General features: G+C 71.1%; 8 protein-coding genes. 4 read left to right on the top strand and 4 right to left on the bottom strand.

The genetic code is table 11. From position 1 onward, the window contains the following. From AC08OP_RS11890 to AC08OP_RS11900, 3 genes are all read right to left on the bottom strand, one after another. Positions 1-616: TolB family protein (locus AC08OP_RS11890; protein ID WP_476614245.1), on the bottom strand; the 616-nt coding region annotated here is incomplete at its 3' end. A 63-nt stretch (positions 617-679) separates the two neighbouring features. Further along, complete coding sequence (locus AC08OP_RS11895; RefSeq protein WP_476614246.1) at positions 680-2,464, bottom strand: N-acetylglutaminylglutamine amidotransferase; 1,785 nt, start codon at positions 2,462-2,464, stop codon at positions 680-682. Between the two features lie 324 nt (positions 2,465-2,788). Then, positions 2,789-5,374, bottom strand: a complete 2,586-nt coding sequence (locus AC08OP_RS11900; RefSeq protein ID WP_476614247.1) for a glutamate--cysteine ligase — start codon at positions 5,372-5,374, stop codon at positions 2,789-2,791. A gap of 406 nt (positions 5,375-5,780) precedes the next feature. Here AC08OP_RS11900 and AC08OP_RS11905 point away from each other — a divergent pair, with 406 nt between their 5' ends. From AC08OP_RS11905 to AC08OP_RS11915, 3 genes are all read left to right on the top strand, one after another. Beyond that, positions 5,781-6,293 carry a TIGR00725 family protein gene (locus tag AC08OP_RS11905; protein ID WP_476614248.1) on the top strand — a complete coding sequence of 171 codons (513 nt, stop codon included), beginning with the start codon at positions 5,781-5,783 and terminating at the stop codon, positions 6,291-6,293. A gap of 727 nt (positions 6,294-7,020) precedes the next feature. Further along, on the top strand, positions 7,021-8,610 hold the full coding sequence (locus AC08OP_RS11910) for an FMN-binding glutamate synthase family protein (RefSeq protein WP_476614249.1): 1,590 nt from the start codon (positions 7,021-7,023) through the stop codon (positions 8,608-8,610). 100 nt (positions 8,611-8,710) lie between these two features. Continuing rightward, positions 8,711-9,184, top strand: coding sequence for a VOC family protein (locus AC08OP_RS11915; RefSeq protein ID WP_476614250.1), 474 nt, complete (start codon positions 8,711-8,713; stop codon positions 9,182-9,184). A 31-nt stretch (positions 9,185-9,215) separates the two neighbouring features. Here the strand turns inward: AC08OP_RS11915 and mptB are convergent, their stop codons facing one another. Beyond that, positions 9,216-10,805: a polyprenol phosphomannose-dependent alpha 1,6 mannosyltransferase MptB gene (mptB, locus tag AC08OP_RS11920; protein ID WP_476614251.1), complete on the bottom strand. Its 1,590-nt coding sequence runs from the start codon at positions 10,803-10,805 to the stop codon at positions 9,216-9,218. Positions 10,806-11,164: 359 nt separating this feature from the next. Here mptB and AC08OP_RS11925 point away from each other — a divergent pair. Beyond that, the coding region (locus AC08OP_RS11925; RefSeq protein WP_476614252.1) for a glycosyltransferase 87 family protein at positions 11,165-12,351 on the top strand (1,187 nt) is incomplete at its 3' end.

The raw sequence follows: 12,351 nt of genomic DNA on the forward strand, positions 1-12,351 counted from the left end.
CCCCCGTCCCGTCCGGCGCGGGGTCGGGGAGGGCGACGACGTCGCACACCTGCAGCGCCACTCCAGCGGCGAGGCGGGTCCGTCGCCCGCCGGAGTCGATCAGCACTGCGGCGGTGCGGCCGGACGGATCGGAGCGGTCGGACTCGGTCACGACGAGGCCGTGGCCGTCGTCGGTCCAGCGGGCCGGGGTGGCGGCCCGCCCCCCGCCGCCGGCCAGGTGGCGCAGGTCACCGCCGTCCGCCCGGACGGTCCGGACCTCAGTGAGCTCCCCGCCGCCCGGCGCGACGTGGACGGCGATCCGGTCGTCGGTCGGCGACCACAGGACCGCCCGGACCTGACCGGGGCCGGTGTCGACCGGGCGCTCCCGGCCGTCCGGGTCCCGGATCCACAGCGCGGGGGCGCCGCCGCGATCGCCGACGAAGGCGAGCCGACCATGCGGGCCGGTACTCGGTGCGCGACAGCTCGCCGCCGCGACCCAGGCGTCGGACAGATCGCCGGGACGCCCGGAGTCGACGGTGTGCGGCACCGCCGGCCGCGCCACCGCCGGCCGCGCCACCGCCGGCCGCGCCACCGCCGGCCGTCCCACCACCGGCTGCGCCACCGCGGGTCGGATCATGTCACTCCAAGGGATCATGCGACTCGGTCGTGCGACGTACGTGGGTCGTGCGACCTACGTAGATCACGCGACCGTGTGGGCCTGGAGCCACATCTCGAGCAGCGCGGCCTGCCACAGGGCGTTCGCGCCGAGCGTCGTGCGGTTGTCGTTCGGGGCGGCGAGCATCGTCCGGACCCACACCGGCCGGAACAGGCCCCGCGTCTTCGCCGCCGGATCGGTGAGCGCCTCGCGCACCCGGTCCAGGAACGGCCCGTCGAGATGACGGATCGCCGGCACCGGGAAATACCCCTTGGGTCGGTCGATGACGTCGACCGGCATCAGCGGGCGGCCGATGTTCTTGAGCACGCCCTTGCCGCCGGAGGCGAGCTTCAGCTCCGGCGGGCAGGCGGCGGCGAGCTCGACCAGCTCGTGGTCGAGGAAGGGGGTGCGGGCCTCGAGCCCCGCGGCCATCGTCATGTTGTCGACCCGTTTCACGGGGTCGTCAACGAGCATGATCGTCGAGTCGATGCGCAGCGCGGCGTCGACGGCGGTCTCGGCGCCCGGCCGGGCGAAGTGGGAGGCGACGAAGTGCCGGCTGGCATCGGCCTCGATGAGATGGTGCGGCTCCACCATCGCGGGCAGGTCCCGGTGCGGTCGGTCGGCGAAGACCCGCAGGTAGGCGTCGACGGCGTCGGTCCGCCCAACACCCGCCAGCGGCGGATACCAGGAATACCCGGCGAAGACCTCGTCGGCGCCCTGCCCCGACTGCACGACCTTGACGTGCCGGGAGACCTCCTGGGAGAGCAGGTAGAAGGCCACGCAGTCGTGGCTGACCATCGGCTCGCTCATCGCGGCGATGGCCGCGTCGACGGCGGGCAGCAGCCTCGTCCCCGGCACCCGGATCTGGTGATGGTCGGTATCGAAATACCGGGCGATGACGTCGGAGTAGACGAACTCGTCGCCGGGCTCGCCGCCGACGGCCTCGAACCCGACACTGAAGGTCGCGAGATCCTTCTGCCCCGCCTCGGCGAGCAGCGCGACGATCAGACTGGAGTCCAGCCCACCGGACAGCAGCACGCCGACCGGGACGTCGGCGACCATCCGGCGGCGCACCGCGAGGCGCAGCCGCTCGGCGATCGCGTCCTGCCAGTCACGGGGGGTCCAGTCCGCGTGCGCGGGATCGCGGGTGAAGCTGGGACGCCAGTACAGGTCGTCGGTCGAGGTGCCGTCCGGTTCCACCACCCGCACGGTCGCCGCGGGCAGCTTGCGCACCCCGGCCAGAATCGTGTGCGGGGCGGGCACCACGGAATGGAACGACAGGTAGTGGTGAAAGGCGACCAGGTCGATGTCGGAGGAGACACCGCCGCCGGCGAGCAGGGCCGGCAGGGTGGAGGCGAACCGCAGGCGCTCGCTGTTCCCGGTGAGGTAGAGCGGCTTGATGCCGAGCCGGTCCCGGGCGAGGATCAGCCGCCCGCTGTCCCGCTCGGCGATGGCGAAGGCGAACATCCCGGCGAAGTGGTCGACGCAGCGTCTCCCCCACCGGTGGTACGCCTTGCCGATCACCTCCGTGTCGGAGGTGGAGAAGAAGCGGTAGCCGGCCGCGACCAGCTCGTCACGCAGCTCCTGATAATTGTAGATGCACCCGTTGAACACCGTGGTCAGGCCGAGCTCGTTGTCCACCATGGGCTGGGCACCGCGCTCGGACAAATCGATGATCTTCAGGCGACGGTGCCCGAACGCAACCGGGCCGGCGGACCACACTCCCACGCCGTCCGGGCCCCGCGGCACCATCGTCGCGGTCATCCGCACCACCGCGTCGACGTTCGCTCCCCGGCCGTCGAATCTCAGCTCGCCACTCAGCCCGCACATGTGCGCTCCCGTCGATCGATGAAGTCAGGCGAGATCCATTCCCCGGGGCTTCCTTCCCGATACCGCAGCCGTTGATGACGACCTCACTCTCGAGGACGGAGATTTCACAACAGTGTCCGCGATGTTGCCAACTCCCTCGGTCGCCAACCCGCGCGGAACCGCAGCGCACCCCGCGCGGAACCGCAGCGCACCCCGCGCGGAACCGCAGCGCACCCGCGACGGAGCATCCGGCGACGGAGCATCCGGCGACGGAAGACGGGGCCATCCTGGATCCGACTACGGAGAGTAGCTGTCACGGAGCGGTTGACGGCGGGGAATCACCGGCTAACGGCGGGGAATCCAGGTGTCCTTGGACCCCCCGCCCTGCGAGGAGTTGACGATCAGACTGCCGGGAGGCGCCACCCGGCTGAGCGCCGCGGGCACCACCCGCGGCTCCCGCCCGGCGTAGACGAAGACCCGCAGATCCACCGCGCAGGGTTCGAGATGGCTGTCGTGCCAGGTCGGATGGGTCGACAGCGACACCAGTTCCTGGCCGATCCACTGCCGGGGATCGGCCAAGATCCGCTCGCGGACCTCGGTGAGCCGGTAGGGCTCGGCGCGCGGCCCGATGACCACGCCGGACCCGCCGTACCCGTCGACCGGCTTCACCACCAGTTGATCGAGGTTGTCCAGCACGTGTTCGCACTGCTCCGGGTCACCGCAGACATAGGTCGGCACGTCGTCGAGCACCGGCTGCTCGCCCAGGTAGTAGGTGACCATCCGCGGGACGTAGGCGTAGACGACCTTGTCGTCACCCACCCCGTTACCCAGAGCGTTCGCCATGCCGACCCGGCGGGCCCGGATCGCGCGCAGCAGCGGGAGCCCCAACGGGGTGCCGTCGGCTCCGAGGGCGCCGAACAGGTCGTCCTCGTCCATCCGGCGGTAAAGGACGTCGACGCGGCACCGCCGGGAGCCGTCGATCCGGTGGACGACGTCGTTGTCGTCGACCAGCAGATCCGCCGGTTCCACCAGCGCAACGCCCATCTTCTCGGCGAGCAGGGAATGCTCGAAGTACGCCGCGTCGCTCTTCCCGCCGGTCAGCACGGCCACCGCCGGTTCCCCCGCGGCCGCCGCCGGGGCCGCCGCGACCAGCGCCTCGTGCAGCAGGGCGGGTATACCGTCCAGCCGCAGGATGCCGGCCGGCGGACCGAGCTCCGGCAGCACCGACTCGGCGAGCCGCCGGCCTTCCATGGCGTAGGCGATACCGGACGGGACGCGCAGGTTGTCCTCCAGCACCAGCCAGCCGCCGTCGCCGCCGCGGACCAGGTCGATGCCGGCGACGGTCACCCGGATGGCGTCCGGGCCGGCGGCGCGACCGCCGTGGCGCAGGCTCGGCGCGTCGTTGACCACCCAGGCCGGCACGATCCCGTCGGCGACGGCCGCCCGCTCGCCGTAGATGTCGCGCAGGAACGCCTCCAAGGCCCGGACCCGCTGGCTCAGCCCGGTCGTCAGGGTCGTCCAGTCGTCGGCGGCGATGATCCGCGGGACCAGGTCGAACGGAAAGGGACGGCTGGTGGAGTCCCCCGAGGCCCGGAAGATGATCCCCCGGTCGTTCTGCTCGGCCTCGCGCGTCCCGACCCGTTCGTCGAGGATGCCCGGGCCGAGCCGTTCCAAGGTGCGCATGACGGCCCGGTACTGGGGACGGACCGCGCCGCGGGCATCGACGATCTCGTCGTACCCGGTCGGCTGGTAGCGCTCGAGCAGCCGCGGCGCAATCTGGTCGGAGGCGGACACGGCGGGCGCGCTCCCCAGCGCGGCCGCCGCCCCCGCGGGCGGGACGTCGCGGGTCTCGGCCAGCACCAGATCCGCGACGTCGGTGAGCAAACCCCGACGGGCGAAGGCCCGGCGCTGGCGGTGCGCGGAGCTGCCCCGGCCAACGGCCTGTTCGGCCAGGTTGTCGATGAGCTCCCAGTCGTCGAACCGTTCGAGCTGCGGGCGGACCTCGGTGAGCAGCCGGCGCAGCATGGCCTGGGCCGGTATAGGGCCGGTACCGAGGATGTCGACGAGGTCGCCCTCCAGGCCGGACCGGGCCGCCCGCCAGGTCGCCGCGCGCAGCAGCTCCGCGCGCGGCGGCGGGGCCTGGCCGCCGGCCTCGATCTCCTCGATGGCCTGGCACACCAGCGCCCGGAACAGCCCGGCGATGAGGATGACGTTGTCGACGTCCGGGCAGGCATCGCAGATGCGCAGCTCGACGGTGGGCAGGTGGGCCGACGGGCGGACGTCGAAGTAGACCATCCCCGGGTCGCTGATCACCCCGGACTTGATCAGGTCCGCCACGAGCTGGTCGTACTCGGCGGCGGTCCGGAAGGACCCGGCGACCCCCGCGGTCGGCCAGCGCTGCCACACCAGCGTGCGCATGCTCGCGTAGCCGCTGTCGGCACCCATCCAGAACGGCGAGCTGGCCGAGAGCGCCAGCAGCATCGGCAGCCACGGCGCGGTCCAGGCGACGACGGCCATCGCGAGGTCACGGTCGGCCACGTCGACGTGCACCTGAGCGCCGCAGATGAGCTGCTCGCGCGCGACGATCTGGTAGTCCTCAGTCATCTGCTCGTAACGGTCGTCCCGGGAGACGTCGAGCAGATCCATGTCCACGATCGGCACGGTGCCCGCGGCGGCCGGCCCGAGCCCGAGCTCGCCGGTCACCTCCGCGAGTCGCCGCCGCAGATCGAGCAGGTTCGTCCGCAGCTCCAGCAGATCCGCCGTCGGCTGACTGTTCGTCTCGACAACCGATTTCAATAGCTCTGGGGAGAACGAGTCCCCGTCGAGCCGGCGGAGGATTTCCTCGGCCCTGGGAACGAGCTGACGGGTGGTGAGATCGAGGATGTGAAATTCCTCCTCGACGCCGACGGCCACGATTCGTGCGTCGCTCATGGCGGGCTACGCTACGGCCTGCCGGTTACACATGCGTGTCACAGCTATGACCCGCCTCGGGAAGAATCCCGCACTACTCGCCACGGACCTGCACCCCCACCCTTGTCGTCGCCGGGTACCGGCCGCCACCCGACGCCTCGCCCCGGCCCACCTGCGTGACCACGACCACTCGACCACGACCACTCGACCACGACCACTCTCGCCCGGTCTCGTCCGGCCCGTCCATCCGGTCCGTCGGCCCTGCTGGCGGGGCCGGCGGCCCCAACAGGGTCTCTACTATCCCGCCGGGCCTCGATAAAACGTGACGAAGCGTGCAGGGCGCGGACTCTCCGATGTGGCTGTCCGATGTGGCTGTCCGATGCGGCGCGCGGTCGCTCGACCGGCTCACCGGCGGGAGGATCGACGGATGCGGCGGGACGGGCGGATGCGGCGGGACGAGGTCTACATCGGGGTGATCGGGCCGGCCAAGGCCACCGTCCGTGAGGTCGCCACCGCCGAGTCCATCGGACGGCGTCTCGCCGAGGTCGGCTGGTACGTCGTCTGCGGGGGCCTGGGCGGGGTCATGGCAGCGGCCTGCCGGGGCGCCCGATCGGTCGGCGGGACGACGATCGGGCTGCTGCCGGGCCTGTCCCGGGACGAGGGAAACGACCATCTCACCGTCAGCCTCCCGACCGGGCTGGGCGAGCTGCGCAACGGCCTGCTCGTCCGCGGCAGCGACGCGTTGGTCGCCGTCGGCGGAAGCTGGGGAACACTTAGTGAGATCTCCTTCGCGCTCCGGGCCGGGAAGACGGTGATCGGTCTCGGCACCTGGGCCGTGGACGCCCAGGATTCATCGCTGCCGACCGTCATCCCGGTCCAGGATGTGGACGATGTGGTGCCGCTCCTTCGAGCACACCTCAATGATGCCGGCCCTCGATGAGGTCTACCGCTTGATGACGTCTACCGCTTTTTGTCCACGCCGACAGCGGTCATCAGGCGCAGTGATCGGATAAAAAATCCACCTTTCTCGTTATGGTCGAGAGGGGCTCTCGGCGCAAAAGAGTCGCTATTTCGGTCTTAGGAATTTCAGCGGACAACCGCGACCGGGTGCATGGGGCCGAGCAGTTGAAACCAGCGGGCCTAACGGCATGATCGTGGTCTTGTCGTACTCCCGGAGTCTCGAATTTTCTGGTGTGGCGGCCGCACCCGAGCCGGACCGATGCTCGCACGGACGAGAGGTCTTCCGGCGCAGCGACACGTGCACCGTGCACGGTGCGCCAAGCGCCAAGCGCCAAGCCTTTCCGCGTAACGGGTCGTGGCGATGTGCAGGCAGGTCGTCCTGGTGTGCTCGATGTGGAGGATGACGAACGCGGCGGCGACTATCCGTCCGATGCCCCCAGGGAAAGAGGCGGACATTCCGGAGTACTGTGAAAGTTGTTGTGAGCAGGGAGTCACCCTGTTCACCGACGGCCCGCTTGCCATTGCGGGTCCCCGCCCATTGCGTGTCCCCGCGGCCGCGGCACGGCCCTGGAACACTCCGTGAACCGTCCGGCGTATAGCGTCGAAGGCGCCGGACCCGACGGGTCCAGGCAGATCGGCCGGGTTCCGCCGGCCGCGGCCCGCGCACAGCCTGCGCACGGCCGGCGCAGGGAAGGATCGCGATCGCGATGTTCTCGTTCGGGATAGGGCCGGCCCTGGCGGGGCTCATGGCGGCGGCGATCGCCGCCGGGCTGTGGTGGTCGGCGGGCTGGTGGGGGGCCGCCGCCGTGTCCGGCGCCCTGCTCGCCCTGGCCGTCCACGACGTCACGCAACGCCGGCACGCAATCCTGCGGAACTACCCGGTGTTCGGCCACCTCCGCTTCATACTGGAGTCCATCCGGCCGGAGATCCAGCAGTACTTCATCGAACGCAACTACGACGGCCGCCCGTTCGACCGCGACATCCGGACGAGCATCTACGAACGAGCGAAGGGCATCCACAGCGACCAGGCGTTCGGCACCGAGCGCGATGTCAACGCGGTCGGCTACGAGTACCTGCTGCATTCGACGGTGCCACTGGCGGTTGCGCCGGGTACCCCGTCGCCCCGGGTGCGTATCGGCGGCCCGGACTGCACCCGGCCGTATGACATGGCGCTGCTCAACATCTCGGCGATGAGCTTCGGAGCGTTGTCGGGCAACGCCGTGCTCGCGATGAACCGCGGCGCGGCGGCGGGCGGTTTCGCTCACGACACCGGGGAGGGCGGTCTCACCGAGCATCATCTGCGCTACCACGCCGACCTCGTCTGGGAGATCGGCAGCGGCTACTTCGGTGCCCGCACGGCGGACGGCGACTTCGACCCGGCGCTGTTCAAGGACAAGGCAGCTCTTCCGTCGGTCCGGATGGTCGAGCTGAAGCTGAGCCAGGGCGCCAAGCCCGGCCTCGGCGGCATCCTGCCCGCGGCGAAGGTCAGCGCCGAAATCGCGCGGGCCCGCGGTGTCCCGGCCGGGGTGACCTGTGTCAGCCCGCCGGGACACCGGGTCTTCTCGACTCCGCGGGAACTGGTGCTGTTCATCGCCCGGATGCGGGAGCTCGCGGGCGGCAAGCCCACGGGATTCAAACTGTGTGTGGGGTCCCGGCGGGAACTGCTCGCGATCTGCCGGGCGATGCTGGCGGAGGGGATCACCCCCGACTTCATCGTCGTCGACGGAGGTGAGGGCGGCACCGGCGCCGCGCCGCTGGAGTACGAGGACCACGTCGGCACTCCGCTCACCGAGGGCCTGATGACGGTGCACAACGCACTCGTCGGCGTCGGCCTGCGGGACCGGATCCGGATCGGGGTGAGCGGCAAGATCGCCACCGGGGTGGACATCGTCAAACGGCTCGCCCAGGGCGCCGACTACACCAATGCGGCCCGCGCGATGATGATGGCGGTCGGCTGCATCCAGGCGCAACGCTGTCACACCAACACCTGCCCGGTCGGGGTGGCCACCCAGGATCCGCGCCGCGCCCGCGCGGTGGACGTCGCGGACAAGGGCGAGCGGGTACGCCGCTACCAACAGGCCACGGTGGCCCAGGCGGTGCAGGTGATCGCCTCGCTGGGCTGCGCCGGTCCCGAACAGCTGCACCCGGGGATGCTGATGCGCCGGGTCACCCACACCGACACCCGCAGCTACGCCGAGCTGTACGAGTGGCTCGGACCCGGGGAACTGCTCGCCGAGCCGCCGGCGGACTGGGCGGCGGACTGGGCCGCGGCCGACCCGGACCGCTTTCGCCCCTGATCCAGGGGTACCACGACGCTCTTTCGGGAAAAGCTCTTTCGGGAAAAGCTCGTGCGGGAAATGGCCGCGCGCTTCTCATACAGACAGGAAGGGCCGGAGGATGCCAGCAATCACGCCATGTCTGTGGTTCGATACTCAGGGCGAGGAGGCAGCCACATTCTACACGTCGATCTTCCCGAACTCGCGGATCGTCGACATCACCCGCTACGGCCCGGCCGGGCCCCGTCCCGAGGGTACGGTCATGACCGTCCGGTTTGAACTGGATGGTCAGGAGTACGTCGCGCTGAACGGCGGACCCGAGTTCACCTTCTCGGAGGGAATCTCGCTGCAGGTCGGCTGCGGTTCCCAGGCCGAGATCGACGAGTACTGGGACCGGCTGACCGACGGTGGCGAGGCAGGACCCTGTGGGTGGCTCAAGGACCGGTACGGGCTGTCCTGGCAGATCGTGCCCACGGCCCTGCCCGAGCTCCTTGACGATCCCGACCCGGGCCGGTCCCAGCGGGCGATGCAGGCGATGCTGAAGATGTCGAAGCTCGACATCGAGGAGTTGCGCCGAGCCGCCGACGAGGCGTGAGACCCGGCGACGGACGGAACGGGCGCCGCGCTCAGGGCACGCTGGTAGGACGACGCCGGGCGGCCAGGGCCACGGCGATGCCGCAGGTCAAGCCGAGGAGCAGGACGATCGGCCCCTGCCGGACGAACCAGGGAGCAACCTGCGGGTGATCGACGAACAATAGCTCGCAGTGCGGCAGGGCCAGGAACGAGCCGACCACGGTGACCGCCCCGAGCACCCGTCGCGGCGCCTGCCCAGTCAGGCCGAGGAGCACGGCGCCCCAGGTGAGATACCAGGGGTAGAGGACGGGTCCGAGCAGGGCCAGGCTGAGTAGTGCCAGCCCGGCGGTGGCATGCGGTTCACGGTCGCGGACGGTCACCAGCAGCCAGACGAAGATCCCGGCGGCGACGGCCACACCCGCGGCCCGGGTGGGTCCCACCAGATCCTCGAAGCGCATCGCCGATCCGGCCATCCTCGCCAGGACGGACAGAAAATCGGCGAGGCAGGTGGTCGGGGCGTAGAGGGTCAGTCCGGCGGCCGGTGTCCGCGCGGCGCGCAGCCATCCGAAGCCGTCGGGTACCAGACTCGACAGCACCACGACGACGCTCGCCACGACGGCGAGGTCCCGCCCAGCGACGGCACCGACGCGACGGAGCTGGGCCGCACGCCGACCCGATCCGACCGAGGCCGCGGTCGCGGCGGTAGCGGCACTCACTGCCCTGACCGACCGCCAGACCAGCACCACCACGACGACCAAGGCCGCGGGCCACTTCACCAGCGCGGCCGCGGTGATGAGGACGAGACCGAGCACCGGCCTGCCGCGGTACACCGCCGTCAGACCGCCGACGAGCAGCGCCAGCAGGATGGCCTCGAGATGGATCGCGCCGACGAGCTGCAGCAGCACGATCGGACTACCCGCGCAGAACGCCAGCGCCCAGGGCCGGCGCGCCACGGAGGACACCCGCACCACGCACACCGCCATCACGACGACGCTCGCCCCCGCGACGACCCGGTGCAGCACGACCGCGCGCAGGACGTCACCGCCCGCAAGCGCATTCACCAGCCGGAAGTAGCCGAGGGCGACCGGCCCGTAGGGCGACAGCGCTGATCTCCAGATCGGATCGACGGCCAGCAGGACGGGGCGGGCGCCGAGCGCGGTGGGCCCGGTGGCGTAGGGGTCGAGCCCGGCGGCGAGCATCGTCCCCTGCGCGGCGTAGCAGTAGACGTCGAGGCTGAGGATCGGCGGGCCGAGCAGCACCGGAACGGCCCAGCAGCCGATGATGAGGCCTATCCGCGGGACCGACAGGTCGCCGTGGTGCGCGCGCTGGCACAACCGGAACCATGCGCCGACGAGCAGCGCCACCCCGATGATCATAAAAGCGGGTAGCGGAGAGGGGCGGTCGAGCGGCACCGGGTCGAGCAGCCCGAACCAGCGTGACGGGGTCACGACTCCGGGCTGCAGGGCCAGTCGCCCCGCTACCAGCACCACCAGCACCGATCCGGCGGTCCCACATCCCGCGAGCAGGACGGCGCCTCCGTCGAGGCGTCCGCCAACGCCCCCACCGATGCACGACGAACGGCGTCGACCAGGATCGCCCGGTCGGGCGGTTCCGTGCGGCGCGGTGTCCTCTATCTTGTCCATTCCGGTACAAAGCCTGACGTTTCTACCTCGCCAACAGGCGGCGCGCCCGGGACCACCCGGTGAACAATACCTGTCCTGTAAGGATGTCGGAGCCCACGGGCACCGGCCCGGCCCGCGGTGTCCTGCCTCGGCCCGCGGTGTCCTGCCTCAGCGCCGACGGCCACCGGCGGATGGCGCCGGGATGAACGGCTGATGGTGGCTGCCGGGCTCCCAGCTGGCGGACCGCCTCGGGGTGCTATGCCGAACGCATGCGGCAAGCGAGAACCATGCGCCCGGCAACCGGTACCGCCTGCCCCGACGGGGAGACGGCAGGCCCGGGACCGGTGCCGGTCGCCTCGGCGCGACCGACGGCGCCCGTCGTGACCACGGGCGTCGCCGCCGCGCTGGTGGTGCTCACGGTGATGATCGCACCGCAGCCGCAGACCGACTTCGCTGTCTACCGGCTGGGTGGGCAGGCCGTCTGGGACGGGCCCGCCCTTTACCAGGTGCGTACGGCGGCCGGCCTGCCCTTCACCTACCCGCCGATCGCGGCGGTGCTGTTCACGCCGTTCGCCGCCATCTCACTGGGGCTGGCCGAGGTTGTCTGGGCCGCGCTGACCGTCGCGGCACTCATCCTGCTGCTGTCCAGGCTGCGGGCCTGGCTCATCCCGCCGACCGGCACCGCGCGGGCCGCCGGGGCCAGGCGGGCACTGGGCTCGCGCTGGGCGCCGCCGCTGCTGCTGGTGGCGGCGCTCGCGACGGAACCGGTTCGCAGCACCATCATCTTCGGGCAGGTCAACATCCTGCTGATGCTGGCGGTCTGGCTCGATGCCGGGCCCGGGCGACGGTCCACACCGTTCACCCGATTGCCACCGGGTGCTCTCACAGGTCTCGCCGCGGCGGTGAAACTGACTCCGTTGATCTTCGTGGCCTACCTGTGGCTGGCCGGCCGGCGCCGGGTGGCGATCGGAGCGGTGGGGACGTTTCTCGCGGCCCATGCCGTGGCATTCGCGCTGGCACCCGCGGCGTCCCGCGCCTACTGGGGCGGGGTGTTCGCGGATCCGGGCCGGATCGGCTCGGTCACGTACGCCGGCAACCAGTCACTGTACGGCGCGATGACCCGGATCTGGGGAGACGGCGCGTCGGTAATCCAGATCCACCGGCTGATGGTGGCCGCCGTCGCCGTCGCCGGGCTGGCGCTCGCGGTGCGGCTGCACCGGCGCGGGGAGCCCGTCGCGGGCCTGCTCGCCTGCGCGGTCACCGGACTGCTGGTCTCGCCGATCTCGTGGAGTCACCACTGGGTGTGGGCGGTGCCGACGCTGCTCTGGCTCGCCACCAACGGCACCGACGGCCGAGCCTCACACCGGTACGTCGGAGCGGCGCTCGCCGGCTACGTGTTGTTCGTGGCCTCCCCCGTCTGGTGGATCACGCCCCACGATCAGAACTGGCCGCACCACCGCGACCCGACCATCCTCCTCACGAACGCCTACGTGATCGCCGGTGTCGTGCTCCTGGTCACCTTGGCGCGCGTCGCCGGCCGCCGGGACCTGTACCGCCGATCATGGGG

The organism is Frankia sp. CeRuru1 (assembly GCF_977966315.1).

Coding starts and splice junctions, on each gene's coding strand:
- AC08OP_RS11900 (WP_476614247.1), bottom strand. CDS start 5,374: ATGAGCGACGCACGAATCGTGGCCGTCGGCGTCGAGGAGGAATTTCAC.
- AC08OP_RS11905 (WP_476614248.1), top strand. CDS start 5,781: ATGCGGCGGGACGGGCGGATGCGGCGGGACGAGGTCTACATCGGGGTG.
- AC08OP_RS11915 (WP_476614250.1), top strand. CDS start 8,711: ATGCCAGCAATCACGCCATGTCTGTGGTTCGATACTCAGGGCGAGGAG.
- AC08OP_RS11910 (WP_476614249.1), top strand. CDS start 7,021: ATGTTCTCGTTCGGGATAGGGCCGGCCCTGGCGGGGCTCATGGCGGCG.
- mptB (WP_476614251.1), bottom strand. CDS start 10,805: ATGGACAAGATAGAGGACACCGCGCCGCACGGAACCGCCCGACCGGGC.
- AC08OP_RS11895 (WP_476614246.1), bottom strand. CDS start 2,464: ATGTGCGGGCTGAGTGGCGAGCTGAGATTCGACGGCCGGGGAGCGAAC.